This window comes from Shewanella submarina (genome assembly GCF_042646185.1).
Classification (GTDB): Bacteria; Pseudomonadota; Gammaproteobacteria; order Enterobacterales; family Shewanellaceae; genus Shewanella; species Shewanella corallii.
The window spans coordinates 296196-320396 of record NZ_JBHRTD010000017.1 but is presented as its reverse complement, the minus strand read 5'-3'; the positions used below and the strand labels follow the sequence as shown (position 1 = coordinate 320396).

20 protein-coding genes are annotated in these 24201 nt (G+C 50.9%); 14 read left to right on the top strand and 6 right to left on the bottom strand.

The genetic code is table 11. From position 1 onward, the window contains the following. Positions 1-63: 63 nt before the first annotated feature. Positions 64-2685 (bottom strand): DNA topoisomerase (ATP-hydrolyzing) subunit A, encoded by a 2622-nt coding sequence (gene gyrA / locus ACFOE0_RS15305; RefSeq protein ID WP_248936014.1) that lies wholly within the window; start codon positions 2683-2685, stop codon positions 64-66. A 369-nt stretch (positions 2686-3054) separates the two neighbouring features. Here gyrA and ubiG point away from each other — a divergent pair, with 369 nt between their 5' ends. From ubiG to yfaE, 5 genes are all read left to right on the top strand, one after another. Then, the gene (gene ubiG, locus ACFOE0_RS15300; protein WP_248936013.1) at positions 3055-3765 is read left to right on the top strand and encodes a bifunctional 2-polyprenyl-6-hydroxyphenol methylase/3-demethylubiquinol 3-O-methyltransferase UbiG; all 711 of its coding nucleotides are present in this window, start codon (positions 3055-3057) and stop codon (positions 3763-3765) included. Beyond that, positions 3765-4430: an HAD family hydrolase gene (locus tag ACFOE0_RS15295; RefSeq protein WP_248936012.1), complete on the top strand. Its 666-nt coding sequence runs from the start codon at positions 3765-3767 to the stop codon at positions 4428-4430. Before ubiG ends, ACFOE0_RS15295 begins: the two co-directional genes overlap by 1 nt. A 408-nt stretch (positions 4431-4838) precedes the next feature. Then, on the top strand, positions 4839-7127 hold the full coding sequence (gene nrdA / locus ACFOE0_RS15290) for a class 1a ribonucleoside-diphosphate reductase subunit alpha (protein ID WP_248936008.1): 2289 nt from the start codon (positions 4839-4841) through the stop codon (positions 7125-7127). Positions 7128-7182: 55 nt separating this feature from the next. Then, complete coding sequence (gene nrdB / locus ACFOE0_RS15285; RefSeq protein WP_248936007.1) at positions 7183-8313, top strand: class Ia ribonucleoside-diphosphate reductase subunit beta; 1131 nt, start codon at positions 7183-7185, stop codon at positions 8311-8313. Next, positions 8288-8635 (top strand): class I ribonucleotide reductase maintenance protein YfaE, encoded by a 348-nt coding sequence (gene yfaE / locus ACFOE0_RS15280; protein WP_248936006.1) that lies wholly within the window; start codon positions 8288-8290, stop codon positions 8633-8635. The genes nrdB and yfaE overlap by 26 nt, the downstream gene beginning before the upstream one ends. Positions 8636-8711: 76 nt before the next feature. Here the strand turns inward: yfaE and ACFOE0_RS15275 are convergent, their stop codons facing one another. Together ACFOE0_RS15275 and ACFOE0_RS15270 are read right to left on the bottom strand one after the other, a co-directional pair. Beyond that, positions 8712-9176 (bottom strand): YciI family protein, encoded by a 465-nt coding sequence (locus tag ACFOE0_RS15275; protein WP_248936004.1) that lies wholly within the window; start codon positions 9174-9176, stop codon positions 8712-8714. A gap of 41 nt (positions 9177-9217) precedes the next feature. After that, positions 9218-11290, bottom strand: coding sequence for an NADPH-dependent 2,4-dienoyl-CoA reductase (locus tag ACFOE0_RS15270; protein ID WP_248936003.1), 2073 nt, complete (start codon positions 11288-11290; stop codon positions 9218-9220). Positions 11291-11458: 168 nt separating this feature from the next. Here ACFOE0_RS15270 and sppA point away from each other — a divergent pair, with 168 nt between their 5' ends. The 3 genes from sppA (at position 11459) to ACFOE0_RS15255 (ending at position 14794) form a co-directional block, all read left to right on the top strand. Then, positions 11459-13300: a signal peptide peptidase SppA gene (sppA, locus tag ACFOE0_RS15265; RefSeq protein ID WP_248936001.1), complete on the top strand. Its 1842-nt coding sequence runs from the start codon at positions 11459-11461 to the stop codon at positions 13298-13300. A 169-nt stretch (positions 13301-13469) separates the two neighbouring features. Then, positions 13470-14480, top strand: a complete 1011-nt coding sequence (gene ansA, locus ACFOE0_RS15260; RefSeq protein ID WP_248936000.1) for an asparaginase — start codon at positions 13470-13472, stop codon at positions 14478-14480. Between the two features lie 98 nt (positions 14481-14578). Then, on the top strand, positions 14579-14794 hold the full coding sequence (locus ACFOE0_RS15255; protein ID WP_248935998.1) for a hypothetical protein: 216 nt from the start codon (positions 14579-14581) through the stop codon (positions 14792-14794). On the opposite strand, the gene ACFOE0_RS15250 is transcribed toward ACFOE0_RS15255, so the two are convergent. Continuing rightward, positions 14781-16235: a coniferyl aldehyde dehydrogenase gene (locus ACFOE0_RS15250; protein WP_248935997.1), complete on the bottom strand. Its 1455-nt coding sequence runs from the start codon at positions 16233-16235 to the stop codon at positions 14781-14783. The two genes, ACFOE0_RS15255 and ACFOE0_RS15250, sit on opposite strands and share 14 nt — an antisense overlap. Before the next feature lie 259 nt (positions 16236-16494). Here ACFOE0_RS15250 and ACFOE0_RS15245 point away from each other — a divergent pair, with 259 nt between their 5' ends. The 6 genes from ACFOE0_RS15245 to ACFOE0_RS15220 all read left to right on the top strand — a co-directional run bounded on the left by ACFOE0_RS15245 (position 16495) and on the right by ACFOE0_RS15220 (position 22573). Beyond that, positions 16495-17481 (top strand): flavin reductase family protein, encoded by a 987-nt coding sequence (locus ACFOE0_RS15245; protein ID WP_248935995.1) that lies wholly within the window; start codon positions 16495-16497, stop codon positions 17479-17481. After that, on the top strand, positions 17474-18265 hold the full coding sequence (locus ACFOE0_RS15240; protein WP_248935993.1) for a fumarylacetoacetate hydrolase family protein: 792 nt from the start codon (positions 17474-17476) through the stop codon (positions 18263-18265). Before ACFOE0_RS15245 ends, ACFOE0_RS15240 begins: the two co-directional genes overlap by 8 nt. A gap of 27 nt (positions 18266-18292) precedes the next feature. Next, positions 18293-19189: an acetaldehyde dehydrogenase (acetylating) gene (locus ACFOE0_RS15235; RefSeq protein ID WP_248936370.1), complete on the top strand. Its 897-nt coding sequence runs from the start codon at positions 18293-18295 to the stop codon at positions 19187-19189. Between the two features lie 11 nt (positions 19190-19200). Next, positions 19201-20238, top strand: a complete 1038-nt coding sequence (gene dmpG / locus ACFOE0_RS15230) for a 4-hydroxy-2-oxovalerate aldolase (RefSeq protein ID WP_248935992.1) — start codon at positions 19201-19203, stop codon at positions 20236-20238. 4 nt (positions 20239-20242) lie between these two features. Beyond that, positions 20243-21619 (top strand): MFS transporter, encoded by a 1377-nt coding sequence (locus ACFOE0_RS15225; protein WP_248935991.1) that lies wholly within the window; start codon positions 20243-20245, stop codon positions 21617-21619. A gap of 174 nt (positions 21620-21793) precedes the next feature. Then, entirely contained in the window at positions 21794-22573 is a 780-nt protein-coding gene (locus tag ACFOE0_RS15220; protein WP_248935990.1) for an SDR family oxidoreductase, read from the top strand. Between the two features lie 135 nt (positions 22574-22708). Here ACFOE0_RS15220 and ACFOE0_RS15215 read toward each other — a convergent pair whose 3' ends face one another. Continuing rightward, the gene (locus ACFOE0_RS15215; RefSeq protein ID WP_283106449.1) at positions 22709-22834 is read right to left on the bottom strand and encodes a hypothetical protein; all 126 of its coding nucleotides are present in this window, start codon (positions 22832-22834) and stop codon (positions 22709-22711) included. 75 nt (positions 22835-22909) lie between these two features. Beyond that, positions 22910-24193 (bottom strand): serine--tRNA ligase, encoded by a 1284-nt coding sequence (serS, locus tag ACFOE0_RS15210; protein ID WP_248935989.1) that lies wholly within the window; start codon positions 24191-24193, stop codon positions 22910-22912. Between the last annotated feature and the right edge of the window lie 8 nt (positions 24194-24201).

The following is a 24201-nucleotide window of genomic DNA, read 5'->3' as shown; positions in this document are numbered from 1 at the left end:
GCTCGCTTGATAACAGCGAAATAAAAACGGGCATCAAGTGATGCCCGTTTATCAATTACAATATTATTCGGCGTCGTTCTCGACCGCGGCGTTGTCTTCAGGGGCCTGAGCAGCCTCTGCACCTTCAATCGGCTCTTCGCCTTCAGGAAGATCAACAACCTCGATTTCATCGATACGCTGCAGACCAACCACATCCTCGTCATCAGCGACGCGAATGATACGTACACCCTGAGTGTTACGGCCAATGATAGACACACCTTCAGCCGGGGTACGCACCAGGGTACCCTTGTTACTGATCAGCATAATCTCATCATTCTCGCCAACCTGAACTGCGCCAACAACCGCACCGTTACGCTCGCTCACCTTAATGGACACTACGCCCTTGGTCGCACGGCTCTTGGCTGGGTACTCGGCCAGTTCGGTACGCTTACCGAAACCGTTCTCGGTTACAGTCAGAATTGGAGAGTCATCAGTTGGAACAATCAGTGAAACCACTTCCTGACCATCTTCCAGCCTGATACCACGAACACCGGTAGCGGTACGGCCCATGGCACGAACCTGATCTTCATGGAAGCGAACCACTTTACCTTCGTCAGAGAACAGCATGATTTCGCTGTCGCCGTTGGTAATATCAACGCCGATCAGCTGGTCACCGTCTTTCAGATTAACGGCGATAATACCGTTGGCACGTGGACGGCTGTACTCAATCAAAGAGGTCTTCTTCACGGTACCGTGAGAAGTGGCCATCACAATAAATTTGTCAGCTTCGTACTCACGAACCGGCAAAATAGCGGTAATACGCTCACCTTCCTGCAGTGGCAGCAGGTTAACGATAGGCTTACCGCGGCTCTGACGGCTGGCCAGCGGCAGCTGGTAAACCTTGAGCCAGTACATCTTACCGAAGTCTGAGAAGCACAGAATAGTATCGTGGGTATTGGCTACCAGCAGTTTTTCGACGAAATCTTCGTCTTTAACCTTGGTTGCAGCCTTACCCTTACCACCACGGCGCTGAGCCTGATAATCAGTCAGCGGCTGGTACTTGGCATAACCCAAGTGAGACAGGGTTACCACAACATCTTCTTCGTTGATCAGATCTTCGAGGCTGATATCGATTTCGTTGGCGTTGATTTCAGTGCGGCGTTTGTCACCAAACTGCTCAAGAACTTCTTCCAGCTCTTCCTTAATCACTTCCATCAGACGTTCTGGGCTGCGCAGGATAAACAGCAGACCTGCGATGATCTCCAGCAACTCTTCGTATTCAGACAGAATCTTTTCGTGTTCCAGGCCGGTCAGCTTGTGCAGACGCAGGTCCAGAATTGCCTGAGCCTGTTGCTCAGTCAGATAGTACAGGCCGTCACGGATACCAAACTCAGGCTCCAGCCACTCTGGACGGGCGGCGTCATCACCAGCCTTCTCCAGCATGCCTTGAACATTACCCAGCGCCCAGCCGTTCTCCACCAGCTTAACTTTCGCTTCAGCAGGACTTGGGGAGGCTTTGATCAGTGCGATAATTGGGTCAATGTTGGCCAGCGCGACTGCCAGTGCTTCCAGAATATGGGCACGGTCACGGGCTTTACGCAGCTCGAATACGGTCCGACGGGTAACCACTTCACGGCGGTGCAGAATAAAGGCTTCCAACATCTCTTTGAGGTTGAAAAGCTTTGGCTGACCATTGGCCAGTGCCACCATGTTTATACCAAAAGAGGTTTGCATCTGAGTCTGGGAGTACAGATTGTTCAGTACTACCTCACCCACTTCGCCACGTTTGATTTCGATAACGATACGCATACCGTCTTTATCGGACTCATCACGCAGGCCACTGATGCCTTCAATCTTCTTGTCTTTAACCAGCTCAGCGATTTTCTCAATCAGACGCGCCTTGTTCACCTGATATGGAATCTCGGTAACAATGATGCGCTCGCGGCCATTGTCTTCGGTTTCCACCTCAGCGCGGGCCCGCATAATCGCTTTACCACGGCCTGTGTGATAGGCATCGATAATGCCCTTGCGGCCATTGATAAATGCTGCAGTTGGGAAGTCAGGCCCCGGAATGTAATCCATCAGCTGTTCGATAGACAGCCCTGGGTCTTCAATCAGTGCCAGACAGCCCTGAACCACTTCGTTCAGGTTATGAGGCGGAATATTGGTAGCCATACCTACCGCGATACCTGAGGCACCGTTTACCAGCAGGTTTGGAATTCTGGTGGGCAGTACAGCGGGGATCTGCTCAGTACCATCATAGTTAGGCACATAGTCTACGGTTTCTTTTTCCAGATCAGCCAGCAACTGGTGTGCAAGCTTCTCCATACGGATTTCCGTATAACGCATTGCCGCTGCAGCGTCACCGTCGATGGAACCAAAGTTACCCTGGCCATCCACCAGCGTATAACGCAGCGAGAAAGGCTGAGCCATACGTACTATGGTGTCGTAAACCGCGCTGTCACCGTGAGGGTGATATTTACCGATTACGTCGCCCACAACACGTGCAGACTTTTTATATGGCTTGTTCCAATCGTTCTTAAGTTCATTCATTGCGAACAAAACGCGGCGATGAACCGGTTTCAAACCGTCCCGCACGTCCGGCAATGCTCGTCCAACAATTACGCTCATGGCGTAATCCAGGTACGAATTCTTTAGTTCGTCTTCAATATTAATTGGCGAAATAGATGAAGCCAGATCAGTCATAAACTGCTCGATCCCCTGAAAATTTAGCTGACGCGCCGTAACCGGTGCCCTTGTTCAGCCAACAAACGTGATTTGGCATTCTAACACAGTTATTTAATGTCGCCAGATCCAAGTCGGAATGAAATAGCCCCCTTAGGTTACAGGGGTCAAAAAGCGGTCAGTTTAATGCCAATTTCGAGCATTAAACCTTAATTTGTGCCTTATTTATGTAAAACCAGCTTTATTAGGTTACAAAACAGTTCAGTTATCAGTCATCAAGGACAAAGATTGACCTGGATTAATAAACCTTTCACCCGACATGCTGTTTTATTTTGTAAGCCTGATTCATAATGACGCCGTTTTGCAATAAAAGCACACTCAGGGTAAACCATGGAACAGAATTACAACGTAGATCCAAAAGAAATCGCCAAGTTTGAAAGTATGGCCGCCAGTTGGTGGGACCCAAAGGGCGAATTCAAACCTTTGCATGAACTTAATCCTCTGCGTCTTAACTATATAGATGAGAAGTCAGGCGGTCTGTTTGGTAAGCAGGTACTGGATGTGGGTTGTGGCGGCGGTATTCTGTCTGAAAGCATGGCGCGTATCGGTGCCAATGTGACCGGTCTGGATATGGGCGAGGAACCGCTGGAGGTAGCACGCCTGCATGCCCTCGAAGCCGGCGTTAACATCAACTACATCAAAAATACTGCCGAGTCTCATCGAGATGAGCACAAACAACAATATGATGTGGTGACCTGTATGGAGATGCTGGAGCACGTACCAGATCCTCAGTCTGTTATCCAGGCTTGCTGCGATATGGTTAAGCCAGGCGGCTGGGTATTCTTTTCTACCATCAACCGCAACCTGCGCTCCTATGTCGAAACCATTCTGGGTGCCGAATACCTGCTGAAAATGTTGCCCATTGGTACCCATGACCACGCCAAGTTTATTCGTCCTTCGGAGCTGATGGCTTTGGTGGACAACACCGACCTCCTGTGTCGCGATGCCCACGGTATTACCTACAACCCAATCACAGGCCTGTTCCGCTACACCAAAAGTGTGGAAGTGAACTATATGATTGCCACCCAGAAGGTTGACTGATGTCAGCCCAGTTAATCGGTATCAAGGCTGTGCTGTTCGATCTGGATGGCACCCTGGTGGATACAGCGCCAGATTTGGTGGCTGCACTGAATCTGGCCCTCAAAGAGCATGGCCTTGAAGAGCAAAGCCTGGAGAGCATGCGTGAACAAGCATCTCACGGCAGTTTGGCTTTGGTTAAAGCTGCCCAGCCAAAGCTGGATGAAGACACCCAGTCACTGCTGCAACAGCGCCTGCTGCATTGGTACAGCGAGGTCAATGGCAAACAGGCGTCATTGTTTGATGGCATCGGCCAACTGCTGGATGAATTGATCCTTAGAGATATAAAGGTGGGAGTCATTACCAATAAGCCCGCCCGCTATACCCGGCCCCTGCTCGATGCTCTGGGGCTAACAAATAAGCTCAGCTGCATTATCAGCGGCGATACCTGTACTCGCAGCAAGCCAGATGTGGCTCCTATGTATCTTGGGGCCATGCAATCCGGTATTGCAGTGGATGCGATCGCTTATCTTGGTGATGCCGAGCGGGATCTGCTGGCGGCTAAAGCGGCCGGCATGCAGGGAGTCACAGCTCTGTGGGGATATATTTCTGCAACAGATGATCCCGGGATCTGGCCCGCAGTTTTACAATTAGTGTCGCCTTTATCACTTTTGGATCACCTTAAATAAGCAGAACGAATATCTGGATCGCTTGATAAAGTCGCAATCAGAATTTTCGTTTTAAGGGGCACGAATTTCATCCACTGGCCTGCAGTGCGCGTAGCTTTATACCTCCGGGGTTAGCCCCTGCTCACCCCCGGAAATTATCCTCATCTTATCCACAAGATGTCATATAATTTGCAACTTGCAAATCCCCCAAAACCTCACTATCTTGTAGTTAAGTTTGAATTTGACACCATATATAGTGTGTCGCATGAAATCCGAACACTAATAACACGGTTCACAAAAACCGGATAAGCAGTGCGCTGACAGTAGTTATCGCCCGCCTTGGCCAGTCTGGCCTGTTTGCGTTCAGGGTATTCAGTAGTAGCGACACACCAGGTGTTTTTTGTCTTTTACATTCAGGGCTCATTTTTAATGAATAGCAATATGACAGTCACCAAGCGTAGTGGAGAGCGTGAAGCTATCGATCTCGATAAGATCCACCGCGTTATTACCTGGGCAGCTAAAGGATTAGACAAGGTATCTGTTTCCGAAGTAGAACTGCGTTCTCACTTACAGTTCTATGACGGTATCCCCACCGAAGCTATCCATGAGACCATTATTAAAGCTGCAGCGGACCTGATCTCTCCGGAGTCTCCGGATTATCAGTTCCTGGCGGCACGTCTGGCCATTTTCCATCTGCGTAAAAAGGCCTACGGTCGATTTGAGCCACCCGCTCTGCACGACCATGTCACCCGTCTGGTAGAACTGGGTAAATACGACACCCATATTCTGGAAGATTACAGCAAAGAAGAGCTGGATATTCTGGACTCCTATGTTGACCACTGGCGTGATATGAACTTCTCTTATGCTGCAGTAAAGCAGCTGGAAGGTAAGTATCTGGTTCAGAACCGTGTCACCGGCGAAGTGTATGAGAGTGCGCAGTTCCTCTACATTCTGGTTGCTGCCTGTCTGTTCGCCCGTTACCCACGGGAAACCCGTCTGCAGTACATCAAAGACTTTTACGATGCGGTATCTACTTTCAAGATCTCGCTGCCTACACCCATTATGTCTGGTGTGCGCACCCCTACCCGTCAGTTCAGTTCCTGCGTACTGATCGAGTGTGGTGACAGCCTGGATTCAATCAATGCGACTGCGTCTTCTATTGTGAAGTACGTCAGCCAGCGTGCCGGTATCGGCGTGAACGCCGGTCGTATTCGTGCTCTGGGTAGCCCAATCCGTGGTGGTGAAGCCTTCCATACTGGTTGTGTGCCTTTCTACAAGTATTTCCAGACTGCGGTTAAGTCCTGCTCTCAGGGTGGCGTACGTGGCGGAGCTGCAACGCTGTTCTATCCTATGTGGCACCTGGAAGTAGAATCTCTGCTGGTTCTGAAAAACAACCGTGGTGTAGAAGACAACCGTATCCGTCACCTGGACTACGGCGTACAGCTGAACAAGCTGATGTACACCCGCCTGATCAAGGGTGGCAACATCACTCTGTTCAGCCCATCGGATGTACCAGGTCTGTACGATGCCTTCTTCGAAGATCAGGATGAGTTCGAGCGTCTGTATCTGCAATATGAGCAGGACGACAGCATACGTAAGAAGAGTCTGAGAGCGTCTGAGCTGTTTGGTCTGATGATGCAGGAACGTGCCTCTACCGGCCGTATCTATGTACAGAACGTGGATCACTGCAACACCCACAGTCCATTCGACTCCAAGGTTGCACCAATTCGCCAGTCCAACCTGTGTCTGGAAATTGCACTGCCAACCAAGCCGATGAACAACATCGACGACGAAACCGGTGAGATCGCCCTGTGTACTCTGTCGGCCTTGAACCTGGGTGCCATTCAGAACCTGGATGAGCTCGAGCACCTGTCAGATCTGGCAGTACGCGCACTGGACAACCTGCTGGACTATCAGGACTATCCAATCAAGGCCGCTGAAATTGCGTCCATGAACCGTCGTACTCTGGGTATTGGTGTGATTAACTTCGCCAACTATCTCGCTAAAAACGGCGTTAAGTATTCAGACGGCAGTGCCAACGGTCTGACTCACAAGACCTTTGAAGCGATTCAGTTCTATCTGCTGAAAGCCTCCATGAATCTGGCCAAAGAGCAAGGCGCCTGCCCTGCCTTTAATGAAACCACTTATGCTCAGGGTATCCTGCCTATCGATACCTACAAGCGTGAACTGGACAAGATTTGTGAAGAGCCGCTGCACCTGGATTGGGAAGGTCTGCGTAAAGATATCGTTGAGCATGGCCTGCGTAACTCTACTCTGTCTGCCTTGATGCCATCTGAGACCTCTTCTCAGATCTCCAACGCTACCAATGGTATTGAGCCTCCACGTGGCCTGATCAGTGTTAAGGCAAGTAAAGATGGTCAGTTGAAGCAGGTAGTACCTGACTTTGATGAGCTGAAGGACAAGTACGAGCTGTTGTGGCAAATGCCGGGCAACGATGGTTACCTGCAGCTGGTTGGTATCATGCAGAAGTTTATCGATCAGGCAATTTCGGCCAACACCAACTATGATCCAAGTCGCTTCAGCGGCCATAAAGTACCAATGCAGCAGCTGCTTAAAGATCTGCTGACAGCATACAAACTGGGCGTTAAGACCCTCTACTATCACAACACACGTGACGGTGCGTCAGACAAGTTTGATAATCTGACCGCATTAGAGAAAGAGGATGACGATTGTGCAGGCGGCGCTTGTAAGATCTAATCCAACACCCAGTTAGTTTATCGGGGCCTCAGGGCCCCTTTCTCAGGAAGACACCATGGCTTATTCAACTTTTTGTCAAACTCCCAACGATGCCACCAAAGAGCCTATGTTCTTTGGCCAGCCGGTTAACGTGGCTCGCTACGACCAACAAAAGTATGAAGTCTTTGAAAAGCTGATCGAGAAGCAGCTGTCCTTCTTCTGGCGCCCGGAAGAAGTGGACGTCAGCCGCGACAAAATTGACTACGGTAAACTGCCGGAGCACGAACAGCACATATTTATCTCCAACCTCAAGTATCAGACACTGCTGGACTCTATTCAGGGTCGCAGCCCCAACGTGGCCTTCCTGCCACTGGTCTCTTTGCCTGAGTTGGAAACCTGGATCGAAACCTGGTCTTTCTCTGAGACCATTCATTCACGCTCATACACTCACATTATCCGTAATATCGTTAACGACCCAAGCAAGGTGTTTGACGATATCGTGGTGAACGAGCAGATCCTCAAGCGTGCCGAAGATATCTCCGCCTACTATGACAAATTGATCCGTATGACTCAGGCTTATGAGTTGATGGGTGAAGGCGTACATCAGGTCGGTGGTGAAGAGATGGAAATCTCCCAGCGTGCACTGAAAAAACAGTTGTATCTGTGCATGATGTCGGTAAACGCACTGGAAGCCATCCGCTTCTACGTGAGCTTTGCCTGCTCATTTGCTTTCGCCGAGCGCAAACTGATGGAAGGCAACGCCAAAATCATCCGTTTGATCGCCCGTGACGAAGCACTGCACCTGAACGGTACCCAGCACATTCTGGCCCTGATGCAATCAGGTAAAGATGATCCTGAAATGGCTGAGATTGCCATCGAGTGTTATTCAGAATGTTATGACCTGTTTGTGCGCGCTGCCGAGCAGGAAAAAGAGTGGGCCAAGTATCTGTTCAAAGATGGCTCCATGATTGGTCTGAACGAAAACATCCTGTGTCAGTACGTTGAATACATCACCAATGAACGTATGAAGGCAGTTAACCTGCCACTGCCATATGCAGAGGTGAGCAACCCACTGCCATGGATGAAGAACTGGCTGGAAAGTGACTCTGTTCAGGTCGCCCCGCAGGAAGTAGAAGTCTCTTCCTACCTGGTGGGACAGATTGACTCTTCCATCGACGAAAATGAGTTCCTTGACTTTGATCTTTAAGAAAGACCCTATCGTCAGCCTTCAAGGTCAACCTGTGCTGCTGTTCAATCAGCAGCACGAGACTTTGCTGGAAGCACTCGAGTTTAAGAAGATAAAGCTCTTCTCAGAGTGCCGCAGTGGTTATTGCGGCGCCTGTAAGACCCGTGTGCTTTCCGGCAAGGTCAGCTATCTCACTCCACCTCTGGCATCTCTGGAAGCCGACGAATGTCTGCCCTGTTGTTGTGTGCCGGAAACCAATCTTAATCTGGACCTGTCTCCCGACGGCGTGCAGGTTGTTACCCGTCCCGCACACCTGTTACAAAAAACTTTGCTACTGGATTAAGCCAATCAATTGCCAACGGTCGTTAAAGAAAGGAATAAGGCTTTGGCAGATCCCCTTCGCCCGCAGTTACTAAGCGTTAAATCCCCTTCTCAGCCAACTTGGAGTGCCATTCATTCACCATCATTAGCGCTGCCGAGCCATACCAGGGCTTTAACTCCATCACCAAACTCCCGGATTGAATGGCAGGATCGCTTTGAGTGAGCTTTCGGGCGGTTTCAACATCACTGACGTTAAAGATATAAATCCCTCTGAGCTCTCCCTTATCCAGAAATGGTCCGGCCAACACCAGCAAACCCTCATCAGCCAGGCGTTTGATATTATCAAGATGCGCCCTTTGCAATGCTGCTTTCTCTGCATCTGAGCCGCTGCGATTAGGACCAGCTTTTAAAAATGCCACCACGTAAGGCTTCATTCCGTAGGCATCCGCCCCTGTCTGTCTGGCCAGTTCGGGATCAAATTCAGCAGAGAAAGTTGGCAGTGATATAGCGGCCGATATCAGGGCAATAATGAACACCGCAAAGAAGGAAGGTAGGGATTTCATATAAGCTCCTGCAGATATCCACCTGCAGGAGCAGATGATGATTAAATTGAGGCCGCCAGTTCAGCGCCCTGACGAATGGCTCGCTTGGCATCCAACTCTGCAGCGACATCAACGCCACCAATTAAATGTACAGGAACGCCAGTGGCCTGCAAGGCGGACTCCAGTTCGCGGTTCGACTCCTGACCGGCACACAGCACCACAGTATCGACATCAAGGACTTCTGGCTTGTCATCGACAGTAATATGCAACCCCTGCTCGTCATACTTATCGTAAGACACACCGGTTTTGGTAATAACGCCGTGCTGCTTAATCACACTGCGATGCACCCAACCACTGGTTTTACCGAGGCCTTTACCAATTTTGGAGGTTTTGCGTTGCAGCAGATAAACCTGCCGTGACTGGTGAGCTGTCGCAGCCTCACTGTCCTTAACCACAGCCAGGCCGCCCCGGTTTTGATAGGCTGTGTCCACGCCCCATTGTTTAAACCAGGCCGAGGGATTCAGGGTGCTGGACTCTGATTCACACAGGAAGTGCGCCATATCAAAGCCAATACCACCAGCACCTATCAGTGCCACTTTCTGGCCGACTTCCACTTCTCCGCGCAGTACCTGCTGATAGGTCACCACATTGGATGAGTCAAAGCCGGGAACCTTAACCATGCGGGGCACGACTCCCGTGGCCATAATAATCTCATCAAACTTCTCGTCATCGAGCAGCTCAGGAGTGAACCTGGTGTTAAGCCTTAACTCTATGCCCAAATTGGCGAACTGACGGTCGAAGTAGCGAATAGTTTCGTCAAACTCCTCTTTACCCGGAATTTTACGGGCCAGATTAAACTGTCCACCAACTTCGCCCCGGGCCTCGAACACCACCACGTTATGGCCACGCTGGGCGGCATAAACGGCAAAGGCCATACCTGCTGGCCCTGCCCCGACGACAGCCAGACGTTTGGCCTGGGTCGTGGGGGTGAAGTTAAGCTCTGTTTCGTAACAGGCTCTTGGGTTAACCAAACAGGTCGCCCGCTTGAGAGAGAAAGTATGGTCCAGACAGGCCTGATTACAGCCAATACAGGTATTGATAAGCTCGCTCTGACCCGCGGCAGCCTTATTAACCAAGTCCGCATCTGCAAGGAATGGACGCGCCATAGACACCATATCCGCCTGACCTGACGAAATAATGTTCTCAGCGACTTCCGGAGTATTAATACGGTTGGTGGCAACCAGAGGGACATTGACTTCGCTTTTCAGCTTTTCAGTCACCCAGGCAAAAGCGCCGCGGGGAACTGAGGTTACAATAGTCGGAATACGGGCCTCATGCCAGCCGATACCTGTATTGATAATGGTGACACCGGCCTGCTCGAGCCACCTGGCCAGCTGCACTACCTCATCCCAGGTTGAGCCCTTATCCACCAGATCCAGCATGGACAACCGGAAAATAATGATAAAATCATTGCCGACTTTGGCGCGAATGCCTTTGACAATCTCCAGTGCTAAGCGACACCGGTTTTCAAAACTGCCGCCCCATTCATCAGTACGCTTATTGGTGCGGGAGCAGATAAACTGGTTAATCAGATAACCTTCAGAGCCCATCACCTCTACACCGTCATACCCGGCTTGTTTCGCCAGGCGAGCAGAGCGAATGTATGCCGCAATAGTGCGTTTTACCTGCCAGGATGCCATAGCCCATGGCTTAAAAGGCGTGATTGGCGCCTTAATGGCGCTGGGAGCCTGAGAGAAAGGATGGTAGCCATAGCGACCTGCGTGCAGTATCTGCATACAAATTTTACCATCGGCTTCATGCACTGCATCGGTCACGATTTTGTGTTTACTCACCTGCCAGGGAAAGCTCAGTTGGGAAGCATGAGGAGCCAGTCGACCTCGGAAGTTTGGAGATATGCCCCCGGTAACAATCAGGCCTACGCCACCTTCGGCTCTTTCACGATAAAAAGCGGCCAGTTTTTCAAACCCGCCCTTTTCTTCTTCCAGTCCGGTATGCATGGATCCCATCAATACCCGGTTCTTGAGTTGGGTGTAGCCTAAATCCAGAGGCGCCAACATATGAGGATAAGGAGAAGCCTCGGTTCCGGGTGTTATTTTTATCTGTTCGGCCGACATTCAAACATCCTTTTAAAACATGTGATTTAAACCAGCATAACCTGCCCCTCAAATGAGCTCAATATCTCACTGCAGACCAGTTGTTAAATTACTTTACAAATCGGGGGCGCAAGGAGTGCCGTTCTGAGTTAGCATATCCCTGATAGTAATGAAAAGGAGCGACCCTGGATGTCGACAAAACCTTCTGTAATCAGACGTATATTTGTAGGGCTTTGGCGTATGGTCAATGGCCTGCGCAAGTTGATATTGAATATTTTGGTATTTGGCCTGTTAGCCGCTTTTATTGTGACTTTATCCAGCGATGACAGCATCAAGGTGAAGCCTGATACCGCATTGGTGCTTGAGCTATCTGGCTCGATCGTGGATCAAAAACGTTATATCGACCCGGTCGAAGCGTTTTTCAGCCAGGGGAAAAACAACCCGGATGAACATGAAATCCTGCTCAGCGATGTGCTGGATACCATTCACAACGCCACAGAAGACAGACGAATAGAAGCTATCGTGCTCATTCTTCCGGACCTTCGTAGAGCCGGTATGAGTAAACTGCAGGTCATAGGTGACGCCCTCAATGAGTTCAGGGCTGCCGGTAAAAAGGTGCTCGCCTATGGTGACTATTATGATCAGCAGCAGTACTTCCTCGCCAGTTTCGCCGACCGGGTATACCTGAACCCTCAGGGCGGTGTGATGATCGACGGTCTGGCAAGCTATCGCATGTACTTTAAAAGTGCACTGGAGAAGCTTGATGTTCAAACCCATGTATTTCGCGTAGGCACCTATAAGTCCGCTGTTGAACCTTTCCTGCGTGACGATATGTCTCCGGCCGCGAAAGAGGCAAATACGGCCTTGCTCGGCGGACTTTGGCAATCCTATGAAGATACCATCCTGGCCAATCGCAAGATAAAAGCCGACACACTGTCACTTAATGCCGATGAATATCTGGCATATCTGGATAAAGCCAAGGGCCAGCCCGCTATGGTCGCCCTGCAGCTGGGATGGGTCGATGCTCTGGGAACTCTGGACAGTTTCAGAGCTGAGATGAAAACTCTGGTAGCTGCCGATGATGAACACCATACCTTCCGTCAGGTACATTTTGAGGATTACCTGAGCCTGATTAACCAACCCAGCCTGACCATGGCTGACGAGAATATCGCGCTTGTGGTTGCCAAAGGTAAGATCCTGAACGGTTATCAACAGCCGGGAGAAATTGGCGGCGAAAGCACCTCTGCCCTGTTGCGTAAAGCAAGATACGATGACGATATCAAAGCGGTTGTTCTCAGAGTGGATAGCCCAGGCGGCAGCGCCTTTGCGTCAGAGCAGATCCGTCAGGAAGTACTGGCATTGCAACAGGCCAACAAACCGGTAGTTGTCAGCATGGGAAGTTATGCTGCTTCCGGTGGTTACTGGATTTCCGCCGATGCCGACTATATCTTTGCCACGCCAACTACGATCACTGGTTCCATCGGTATTTTCGGGATGATCACCACCTTTGAGAAAACCCTGGCAAACCTTGGGATCCATACCGATGGTGTTGCGACCTCTGACTGGGCGGGACTCACTGTGACCCGCTCCCTGTCACCTCAGGTTCAGGCTGTTATTCAGCGTGGTATAGAAAGAGGTTACAGCGAATTTATTAATATCGTCGCACAGGGCCGAAATATGAGTACCACTGACGTGGACAAGATCGCTCAGGGTCGGGTTTGGACCGGTGTTAAAGCATTGGAACTTGGACTGGTAGATGAACTCGGCGACCTGCAGGCTGCGGTTGCCAAAGCAGCTGAATTCGCAGGTCTGGAACATTACGACACCAAGCTGATTGAGCAGGAGCTGTCCGCCGAACAAGCACTTATTCAGGATCTTTTTGGTGCAGCATCCGCTTACCTGCCACAAATGCAGGCAGATAAAGGCATGCTGGCACAGATGCTGTCAAAGGCTGAACAGGAGCTTCAGATTCTCGACAGCTTTAATGACCCCAATGGCATTTACCTGTACTGCGATATCTGTAATTACTAGGTAGCTATTTGATTAAAGCCCGGCTTAGCCGGGCTTTTTTATAACAGCAGCAACAGGTAAAAAACATTCATTATCTGGATCACCCTATTCCACTCCCGTTGTCGCAAATATTTCAGTAAATATATCTTTCCGCTATACTTGCGCCACCGCGACTTTCCCTACAAAGCAAATGACCAAAGCTACTATCTACATCGCCTATACCGGCGGCACCATAGGTATGAAGAAAACCGATGTGGGCTTCGTGCCGGCGGCGGGGTTTCTGACTGAGTGTGTTCAGTCCATGCCGGAGTTTTACCACGATGAGATGCCGGACTTCGTCATTCACGAATACAGTCCCCTTATCGATTCCTCCAATATGAAGCCCACCGACTGGCAACAGATCGCAAATGACATCAAAGCAAATTACGATAAATACGATGGCTTTGTGATCCTCCACGGTACTGACACCATGGCTTACACCGCCTCAGCGCTCTCATTTATGCTGCAGGGACTGTCTAAACCCGTTATCGTTACCGGCTCTCAAATCCCCCTGAGCCAATTACGCTCCGACGGTCAAACCAACCTGCTGAATTCGCTCTACCTGGCTGCTCATTACCCCATCGCCGAAGTTTGCCTCTACTTTAATAACAAGCTGTTTCGCGGTAACCGTTCCACCAAGGCTCACGCCGACGGTTTCGATGCCTTTGCCTCCCCTAACTTTCCCATGCTGGCTGAAGCCGGGATTAAGATCAGTCTTAAAAAAGGCGCAGTGACCCAACCTTCAAACAAACCACTTGAAGTAGCCTGTGTTCGCCCACAGCCAATCGGTGTAGTCACTCTTTATCCGGGGATCTCCACAGAGATTTTCGAGAACCTGCTTCAGCAGCCGGTAAAAGCACTCATTATTCTGACTTTTGGCGTGGGAAATGCCCCAGAAGATCCAGAACTGCTGAATACCCTGAAAGAGGCTGATGAACGAGGTATTGTGCTGGTAAACCTGACCCAGTGTTTCCAGGGACGGGTCAATATGTCCGGTTATGCAACAGGTACAGGCCTTAAGCGTAACGGCGTGATCAGCGGTGCCGATATGACCATTGAGGCCGCTCTGGCCAAATTACATTTCCTGCTGGGTAAAGATCTTCCTTCAGAAGAGATCAAACGCCTGATGCAACTCAATCTGGCCGGAGAGTTGACTGAATAAACTCTGTTGGCCCGAAAAACATAAAGGCTCCTGATTGGCAGGAGCCTTTTGTGTTTCTACACTTAGTCAAAGGAGTGTTTTCAATATAAGGTCAGCCTATGGCAAAAACAGCGATTATCACCCTATCAATTGCAGTCCCCTGCTTCGCCCTGATATTGGTTGAGCTGGTGTCACTGTTTCAGTGGCAAGGAAATATTTCCCTGTTCGCCATCGAAGCGACCCGAACCGTGAGCCTGACCATACTTTTTATCGTCGCTATCGACCTGCTGCTAATGGCCTTTAACAAAAAGCGCCGGGATATCAGTCAGCAGTAACCTGAGCCGCCATCATTGCCTCGAAGCCTTCATGATACGGCGGCAACATACCCCATTCGCCTCTGGGATCGTAATCGGGAGCCTGCAATATCGTCTTCATATGGCTGAACTCCAGGAAGCCCTCTTTACCGTGATAATGGCCTATACCTGAGGCGCCTGTGCCACCAAATGGCGCATCATGCATCGCCGCATGAGCCAACGCATCATTAACAGTCACGCCACCGCTACGGGTATGTGTCAGCACCAGCTCTTTCTCTTGCTGATCGGTACCAAACCAATAAAGCGCCAGAGGGTTTTCCCGGCTATTGATATCCGCCAACACTTCAGATGTCTTATCGTACCCCTTGATAATGAGCACCGGACCAAATATCTCTTGCTGCATTACCGTGCAATCGGCGTCGGGCTCTACAATCAAGGTCAATGGCAGGCGGCGATCATCACCTTCTACGCCTTCATGGCTCACCTTTATCCCTGCCCCCTTTGCTCTGGCATCTTCAATATAAGATTGAATACGATCAAAATGAGTCTGATTAATCACAGGAGTCAGATCAGCATTGCCGGTAATAGTGGGATACAGAGTCTTAAACTGACTCAATAAGGTTTCAGTGGCGACATCCAGGCTCTCAGCGGGCACATAAAGTACGTCGGGACTGACACAGATCTGCCCACCATTGGTGCCCTTGGCAATGGCAATACGTCTGCAATATTCAACCAAATCACCGCTGCGACTGATGATTGCCGGTGACTTACCACCCAGCTCCAGCGTCACTGGAGTCAAATTGGCCGCTGCAGCAGTCATCACCTTCTTACCCACTGCAGTCGATCCGGTAAACACCAGATGGTCAAAGCCAGCGCTTGCAAAGGCGGCTCCCACTTCGGCATCACCATTAATCACAGCAACCAGTTCAGGGTCGACAAATTTAGCAAATAGTTCAGCCAACACCCGGGCTGTTGCTGGCGTCACTTCTGAAGGCTTTAACACAGCCCTGTTCCCCGCCCCCAATACACAGGCAAGTGGACTGAGCAGTGTGTAGACAGGAGCATTCCAGGTTCCCATTATGCCGATAACGCCTTTAGGCTGATATTGCACCTTTGCAGTGGCACCAAGCTGATCATAGGGGGAAAATACTGGACGACTCTCGGCTTCCATCCAGGTACCCAGATTATCCCGGGTATGCTTCAGGGAAGCCAGCGCCCCCAAAATATCATTCATCAAAGAGAAGCCCCTGTGGCGGCCGCCAAAATCTGCTTCCATGGCATCTGCCAGAGAGACATGTCCCGCCACCAGCAGATCTATCACCTGTTGAATTCTGGCTTTACGCTCAGCAAACTCCACCACAGGCTTAGCCAGCTGTGCCTGTTGTTGACGAGTGACTGTTTCAGCTATCACCGCCAGCGCACCGGCAGGTGCTGAAGAGGAGTGAGATTGGGCCGCTGACATAATACTGCATCCTTAGTTGTTATCTTTATTCCAGTTTTCTGTATACGCCCTTCTGCAATCAATCGCATGGTCCATATGGACCAACAAACGTCACAACTCTTACTGATTCGCCAAAACCTGTTCTGCGTAAATAGCTGACAGTGTTCCAAGCCAGCCGGCGTTAGTCCGTATCGACGATGGAGAAGATTATAGGGCTGCGGATACTGGCAGCATTATCACGTCCGCCTCTGGATGACGGCTGAACCATGAGGAGTCTGCTATGTCGGCGACCAAACCTGATCCAAAAGCCCTGAGAAATGCGTTGGGCACCTTCACAACCGGGGTAACCATTATCACTACCCGGGCACCTGATGGCACACCTGTCGGCCTGACCGCCAATAGTTTTAACTCTGTGTCCCTCGAGCCACCTCTGGTGCTGTGGAGCCTTGCCAAAACGGCCATGAGTTTGCCGGTGTTTACTGAGGCAGAACACTGGAATGTCCACGTACTTTCTATGGACCAACAGGATCTGTCCAACCGTTTTGCCTCTAAAGGGGAAGACAAATTTAAAGACCTTGCGCTTGATCAGGGCGTAACCAATGCACCGTTAATCGGACAGTGCAGTGCCCGCTTCCAATGTAAAACCGCCTTTGTTCATGACGGCGGCGACCACATTATCTTTATTGGTGAAGTCCTCGATTTCGATCACTCTGCATTGCCACCTCTGGTGTTCCAAAGCGGTCAATATGCATTGACTGCCCGCAAGCCCTGGGAGGGCGTGCAGCTCAGTCAGAGAGAAGAGCCACTGGACTGTAACTACAACGAAGATCTGCTCGGATACCTGCTGGGCAGAGCGCATTTTCAAATGATGCAGGGAATGCAAAAGGAGCTGGCAAGATTTGACTTAAGTCCGGCACATTTCTTCGCTGTTTCCGTACTGGCAATTCAAGGTGGCATTGACCTGACCGGTCTTAACGCCCACATCGAATACACGGGTCAAAGTCTGGATGAAAACCAGATGGCCCAGCTGGTCCATTCCGGGTTGGTCACTTGTATTGGCGAGAAATATGCCCTGACAGATAAAGGCCATCAGGCTTCACTTGGGCAAATCGCCCAGGCCAAAGCCATAGAAGACGACCTGGTGGATGAAATCGGCCGCGGTGATGTCACTGCGCTCAAGCTGCTGCTGAAACGTCTTATCAGACAAACGGATCCTGGCTTGCCAGATCTCTGGTCTGATGCTGTCAGAGGAGCAAAGCATGATTGACAACAAGCACAGGCAATGGGGTGAGCGACTTTTTCATGCGTTGACACACAGGCAAACCCTGCCACCACTGATTGCAGAAGATAAGTCTCTGACCATAGACGATGCCTACCAAATTTCACTGTCGACCCTGGCCTTACGGCAGTCTAATGGTGAACAGGTGATCGGTAAAAAGATAGGAGTGACCAGTAAGGCTGTGCAGCAAATGCTCAATGTTCATCAGCCGGACTTTGGTTTTCTGACAGATAGTATGCATTACCCACAAGGGTCGACTATCAGCCTCAGGCAAGCAGGTCTGATCCAGCCCAGAGCCGAGGGGGAAATCGCCTTTCGCCTTAAGCAAGATCTGGTTGGCCCGGGGATTACTGCCGAGCAGGTACTGGACGCCACTGAGTGGGTCTCGCCCTGCTTTGAAATTGTCGATTCCCGCATTCAGGACTGGCGCATCTCCATTGTGGATACTGTGGCTGATAATGCTTCCTGTGGCGTGTTTGTCATTGGCGAGCAAAGAATCGACCCACGCTCCCTGGATTTGGCTGCAGTCCAAATGAAGCTCTACCACAACAATCAGCCAGCGGGCGAAGGTGTTGGCAGCGCAGTTCAGGGACACCCTGCTCAGGCAGTCACCTGGCTTGCCAATACGCTTGGTCAGTACGGTATCCCCTTTAAAAAAGGCGAAATTATACTTTCCGGTGCCCTGGCTCCATTAATCGATGCCAAAGCCGGCGACCACTTCTTTATGACGATTGAAGGCCTGGGCGATTGCAGCGTGAGTTTCTGCGAATGACCCGCTTCACCAAGATGGAAAGGAAGCATAATGAACAAAATTAAGTGTGCATTGATAGGCTCGGGAAATATCGGCACCGACCTGATGTATAAGCTGCAGCGCAGCGACATACTGGAGCCGGTATGGATGGTGGGAATAGATCCTGACTCCGAAGGTCTGGCCCGCGCCCGGGAAGCCGGTCTTAAAACCACAGCCGAAGGCGTTGATGGGCTGCTGCCCCATATCAAAGCGGATGATATTCGTATCGCGTTCGATGCCACCTCGGCCTATGTGCATGCAGACAACTCCCGCAAAGTTAATGAGCTTGGCGTGTTGATGATTGACCTGACACCGGCGGCAATTGGTCCCTATTGTGTCCCACCTGTCAATTTGGATGGACTAAAGCCAGGCACCATGAACGTGAATATGGTGACCTGTGGCGGCCAGGCCACCATACCTATGGTTGCCGCGGTATCCAGAGTACAGGCTGTGGAATATGCTGAGATTGTCGCTACTGTGTCGTCCAAATCTGTAGGCCCGGGGACACGCCAGAATATCGATGAATTTACCCGAACCACTGCAGGTGCTGTAGAGCAAGTGGGCGGTGCAGACAAGGGCAAGGCCATTATCGTGATTAACCCTGCCGAGCCACCACTGCTGATGCGTGACACCATTCACTGCTTGACCAAAGACACCGCTGATCAGCAAGCCATTACCGAGTCGATTCACGCCATGATCGCCGAAGTGCAGCGTTATGTACCCGGCTACAAGCTGAAGAATGGTCCGGTATTCGACGGCAGAAAGGTATCGGTGTTTCTGGAGGTCGAAGGTTTGGGTGACTACCTGCCCACCTATGCGGGCAATCTGGACATTATGACGGCATCAGCCGCACGCACCGCCGAAATGCTGGCGGATACCATGTTGGCATCATCTACTCAGGGATAAGGAAAAGACTCATGGATTTGAAAGGAAGAAAAGTCAAACTGCATGACATGTCCCTGCGTGACGGCATGCATGCAAAACGGCATCAGATCAGCCTTAAAGAGATGGTCGACATCGCGACGGGTCTGGACAAAGCCGGTGTCCCCTTAATTGAAGTGACCCATGGCGACGGTCTGGGTGGTGCATCACTGAATTATGGCTTCCCCGCCCATAGCGACGAAGAGTATCTGAGTGCGGTCATTCCACAGATGACCCAGGCGAAAATTTCTGCGCTGTTGTTGCCGGGAATAGGCACAGTGGACCATCTGCGTATGGCACATGATCTGGGCGTAAATACAATTCGCGTTGCTACCCACTGCACCGAAGCTGATGTTTCAGGCCAACATATTGGCCTTGCCCGAGAGCTGGGCATGGACACTGTGGGGTTTCTGATGATGGCCCATATGATCACGCCAGAAAAACTGCTGCAACAGGCTAAGTTGATGGAATCCTACGGTGCTAATTGCATCTACTGCACAGATTCTGCTGGCTATATGTTGCCTCAGGACGTCACTGACCGTATCTCGCTGCTTCGACAGCACCTCAAACCGGACACAGAGATAGGTTTCCATGGTCACCATAATCTTGGTATGAGTATCCCCAACTCTCTGGCCGCCATGGCAGCAGGTGCCGACCGTATCGACGGGTCTGTCGCAGGATTGGGCGCAGGCGCGGGTAATACGCCGCTGGAAGTGTTTGTGGCTGTGCTTGAGCGTATGCAGGTTAACCATGGCATAGATCTTTACGGCATTATGGATGTGGCCGAAGATCTGGTTGTGCCCATGATGGAGCAGCCTATCCGTATCGACCGTGATGCTCTGACTCTGGGATATGCCGGCGTCTATTCCTCATTCTTACTGTTTGCCCAACGCGCAGAGAAGAAATACGGGGTACCGGCAAGGGATATCCTGCTTGAACTCGGTCGTCGGGGGACTGTGGGAGGTCAGGAAGACATGATTGACGATACGGCAATGACTATGGCCCGGGAACGTCAACAAGTCAGTCAGAGCTGACCCGGTGAATAACATCAGGGCTTTTGTGAAGCAGCATGGACTGCTGCTTCTGCTGACCGCCGTTTATATCCAGATGTTTACCGGCAGGCAGATCCTGGCGGTAATGCTCGAACCGATAAAGCAGGAGTTCAACGCATCAGATGCGCAAATGGGAGTCGTTACCGGCCTGGCCTTTGCGCTGGTGTTCGCCCTGCTGTGTCTCCCCGCAGGAAGAGAGGCAGATAGAGTCAACCGCACTCACCTGCTGGCATTCTGTGCCTTTGTTTGGACTGTTACCACCTGGTTAGGAGCAACAGTCGAGGCGCTCTGGGTGCTTATTGGGCTGCGAATGTTGGTTGCCGTGGCAGAGGTTCCGGTTGCATCCGCATCCATTTCTCTGATCTCAGATGTATATCCAATAAATCGACGTGCATTTGCCATCAGTATTTTCTCATCAGCAGCGACATTTTCAGCCATCCTCGCCCTCAGCCTTGGTGCTTATATAGTGAACCTGATAGGTTGGCGCGACAGTTTTGCACTGGTGGCATTGCCTGTCTTGCCCCTGGCATTGTCGCTCTGGTTGATAAGGGAGCCTGAACGTCACCAGTCAACTCATTCACCAAATACTCATCATCGCGGTGAAAGTTTGCTTAAAGGTATTTGGCCCGCAGTGATTACACTCTGGCAGGATAAACGGATACGCCTGCTTATTCTCGCTGCGGCCCTGGGTACCCTGGGTTCTAACGCCTACGCTATGTGGAACGCCTCTTTTCTGGTACGCAGTCACAGTATGAGCCTGCAAAATGCAGGACTCCTTGCTGGCACCATTGCCGGAGGCGCATCTGCTGTCGGCATGCTGCTGAGTGGCTATCTCGCAGACAAACAACATGGCCAAAAGAGCCCTTTGGATTTGGCCATCAAAGGTCACCTGCTCGGCCTGTTGGCGCTATTGATTTACTTACTGTTCCCCAGCGAATACTACCTGCAACTGGGTGATGTTCGACTTCCCCTTGCCATGTTGCCATGTGCCCTGGCGGGTTTCTTCTCAGTATTCTGGGTCGGTCCCAGTATGGCGGTACTGACTGAATGGGTTGCGCCATCAATCCGGGGAATTGCAGTGTCGCTACAAACCCTTTTGGTTACTCTGCTGGGGTTTGGAGTCGGTCCGGTCGTTGCAGGCGCAATCAGCGATATACTGACGCCCTGGTTTGGCAGTGACTCACTGCGTATAGCGATATTAATCAGCAACATCAGTGTACTGGCTTCTGTTATCCTGCTGGTGCGTCTTAAGCGTCATTCCGTGACATCAGATAAACACTCATCACAGCAGGAGGCAAACGAGCATCAGGGGGTTACCGCAACTGACACCACTGAATATCAAGGCTCGACCAGTTCCCGTTGAATGCTATCGCAGTAAGGCCACAGAGGCTCAGTTTCCAGAAGGTTTAGGATAAGGTTAGGGTTAAGCCGGACAAACGTTCAGATTAAAAAGCAAGGAAAGCTAGTCTCGCCGGACGAGGACAAACATTGCCCACCGGTGTCGAATAACAAAAACAAGGACAAACAGGAGTCACAAATGTCAGTTATTGCAGTTACCGGCAGCGCTTCCGGGATTGGTGCAGCAGTATGTGAGTTTTTGGCCAACCAGGGCCATACCATTATCGGCATTGACCGCCAAACCGATGAAAAATTCACTCAGGTCAGTGCTGACCTGTCCTCACCTCAGGGGCGTGTGGCCGCCATCGAACATGTTAAAGCGCTGGCGAAAGGACAGTTGTCCGGTTTGGTATGCTGCGCAGGTGTTGGCGTAACAGCGCCTGACGCCGCGCTTATTACATCGGTCAATTTCTTTGGTGTCACCGAACTGGTAGAGGGGTTGAAGTCAGATCTCTATCAAAATGATAATCCTGCAGTGGTTGTCATAGGTTCGGTTGCAGCAACAGCGCAATTGGCAGGTCCACACGCTATGGTTGATACCATGCTGGGTGGTGATGAAACTCAAACCCGCCAGTTAGCTCAGAGTGCCAATGCGCCTCAAATCAGCTACGCAGCCTCCAAGTACGCTGTCACCTGCTGGGCCCGCCAGCAAGCGGCAGCAGAAGGCAATAAAGGACTGCGCATCAACGTTGTGGCTCCGGGTGCCGTGGAGACTCCACTGCATCAGGCCTCAAAAGAAGACCCGCGATTTGGCGAGGCTGTAAAGAAATTTGTTGCGCCTGTGGGCCGTGCAGGTCAACCCGCTGAAATTGCCGCTACAGTAGGTTTTTTAATATCTGAGCAGGCTTCCTTTGTGACAGGCAGTGTGCTGTTCGTCGATGGCGGCATGGATGCCATGGTCAGAGCCAAATACTTCTGAACTGCCGGCAAGGAGTTTAAGAGACAATCCAAACGGCAAGCTTATTGAATGTTGATCAGCGTTCTGGTCACTGACAGCCAAATACAAAAAGCCCCGCGATGCGGGGCTTTTTCATTAAGCGAGTTGAGTTATCGGTTATTTGCCGACATTTTCCATAATCAGCACTATGGCTTCCCCAAAGGTCGCAAACATGATGCCGACAAAGACGGCAATCACTGCAACATAGGACAGCCAGCGCAAGTATAAAATACTGCTATCCATATCGAACTGACCAAATCCCTAAATAACGCTGTTACTGCTTAGTTTTTGTTTTTAAAGCTGGCTGGAAACCGGCTATTAACCCAGCTTTTCCAGACCGCCCATATATGGACGCAGCGCTTCTGGTACTGTAATGGTACCGTCTGCGTTCTGATAGTTTTCCAGAATCGCCACCAGAGTACGTCCGACTGCCAGACCAGAACCGTTCAGAGTGTGCAACAAGACTGGCTTGTTATCACCACCACGGTAACGGGCTTGCATACGACGCGCCTGGAAGTCCTGCATATTGCTGCAAGAGGAGATTTCACGGTAAGTGTTCTGCGCTGGCAGCCATACTTCCAGATCATAGGTTTTAGCGGAACCAAATCCCATGTCGCCAGTACACAATACCATTGTGCGATACGGTAAGCCCAGCTTTTGCAAGATTTTTTCAGCGTGGCCTGTCAGCTCCTCCAAGGCATTCATGGAGTCTTCCGGCTTCACAATCTGCACCATTTCCACCTTGTCGAACTGATGCTGGCGGATAAGACCACGGGTGTCTTTACCGTAAGAACCAGCCTCAGAGCGGAAGCAAGGCGTGTGAGCAGTCAGCTTGATTGGCAGCTCAGCTTCATCAACGATAGTGTCACGAACCAGGTTGGTCAGTGGCACTTCCGCAGTTGGGATCAAGCTCAGGCCCTGGCCTTCTTCAGTCGCTGGCTTGGTGTGGAACAGATCTTCACCAAACTTTGGCAGCTGACCTGTACCCAGCAAGCTGTCAGCATTAACCAGATAAGGAACGTAGGCTTCGGTATAACCGTGCTCAAGGGTGTGAGTATCCAGCATGAAAGCCGCCAGAGCACGATGCATACGGGCAATCTGCCCCTTCATCACGATAAAGCGTGAGCCGGTGATTTTAACCGCACTCTTGAAGTCAAGGCCCTGCAGACCTTCGCCCAGATCAACGTGATCTTTTACTTCGAAGTCAAAGCTGCGAGGCTCCCCCCAGCTGCGAACAACAACGTTTTCGTTTTCATCGGCACCAACAGGTACTGACTCGTCCGGCAGGTTAGGAGTTGTCATTGCGATACCGGAAATTTCACTCAGCAGATCCGCCAACTCTTGCTTTTGGGCATCCAACTGAGAACCCAGATCACCTACCTGAGCCATGATTGGAGCAACATCTTCACCACGGGCCTTGGCCTGACCGATGGACTTGGAGATAGAGTTACGCTTGGCCTGCAGTTCTTCGGTTTCAACTTGCAGGGACTTACGCTTCTCTTCCAGTTTCTGGATACGGTCAACGTCAAGGATGAAGCCGCGGGTCGCCAGGCGTTCCGCTGTCACTTCCAGTTCAGTGCGCAAAAATTTTGGATCTAACATGTCTTATT

Excerpts from the sequence above, each read along its gene's own strand:
- gyrA (WP_248936014.1), bottom strand. The coding sequence starts at position 2,685 with ATGACTGATCTGGCTTCATCTATTTCGCCAATTAATATTGAAGACGAA.
- ubiG (WP_248936013.1), top strand. The coding sequence starts at position 3,055 with ATGGAACAGAATTACAACGTAGATCCAAAAGAAATCGCCAAGTTTGAA.
- ACFOE0_RS15295 (WP_248936012.1), top strand. The coding sequence starts at position 3,765 with ATGTCAGCCCAGTTAATCGGTATCAAGGCTGTGCTGTTCGATCTGGAT.
- nrdA (WP_248936008.1), top strand. The coding sequence starts at position 4,839 with ATGAATAGCAATATGACAGTCACCAAGCGTAGTGGAGAGCGTGAAGCT.
- nrdB (WP_248936007.1), top strand. The coding sequence starts at position 7,183 with ATGGCTTATTCAACTTTTTGTCAAACTCCCAACGATGCCACCAAAGAG.
- yfaE (WP_248936006.1), top strand. The coding sequence starts at position 8,288 with ATGAGTTCCTTGACTTTGATCTTTAAGAAAGACCCTATCGTCAGCCTT.
- ACFOE0_RS15275 (WP_248936004.1), bottom strand. The coding sequence starts at position 9,176 with ATGAAATCCCTACCTTCCTTCTTTGCGGTGTTCATTATTGCCCTGATA.
- ACFOE0_RS15270 (WP_248936003.1), bottom strand. The coding sequence starts at position 11,290 with ATGTCGGCCGAACAGATAAAAATAACACCCGGAACCGAGGCTTCTCCT.
- sppA (WP_248936001.1), top strand. The coding sequence starts at position 11,459 with ATGTCGACAAAACCTTCTGTAATCAGACGTATATTTGTAGGGCTTTGG.
- ansA (WP_248936000.1), top strand. The coding sequence starts at position 13,470 with ATGACCAAAGCTACTATCTACATCGCCTATACCGGCGGCACCATAGGT.
- ACFOE0_RS15255 (WP_248935998.1), top strand. The coding sequence starts at position 14,579 with ATGGCAAAAACAGCGATTATCACCCTATCAATTGCAGTCCCCTGCTTC.
- ACFOE0_RS15250 (WP_248935997.1), bottom strand. The coding sequence starts at position 16,235 with ATGTCAGCGGCCCAATCTCACTCCTCTTCAGCACCTGCCGGTGCGCTG.
- ACFOE0_RS15245 (WP_248935995.1), top strand. The coding sequence starts at position 16,495 with ATGTCGGCGACCAAACCTGATCCAAAAGCCCTGAGAAATGCGTTGGGC.
- ACFOE0_RS15240 (WP_248935993.1), top strand. The coding sequence starts at position 17,474 with ATGATTGACAACAAGCACAGGCAATGGGGTGAGCGACTTTTTCATGCG.
- dmpG (WP_248935992.1), top strand. The coding sequence starts at position 19,201 with ATGGATTTGAAAGGAAGAAAAGTCAAACTGCATGACATGTCCCTGCGT.
- ACFOE0_RS15220 (WP_248935990.1), top strand. The coding sequence starts at position 21,794 with ATGTCAGTTATTGCAGTTACCGGCAGCGCTTCCGGGATTGGTGCAGCA.
- ACFOE0_RS15215 (WP_283106449.1), bottom strand. The coding sequence starts at position 22,834 with ATGGATAGCAGTATTTTATACTTGCGCTGGCTGTCCTATGTTGCAGTG.
- serS (WP_248935989.1), bottom strand. The coding sequence starts at position 24,193 with ATGTTAGATCCAAAATTTTTGCGCACTGAACTGGAAGTGACAGCGGAA.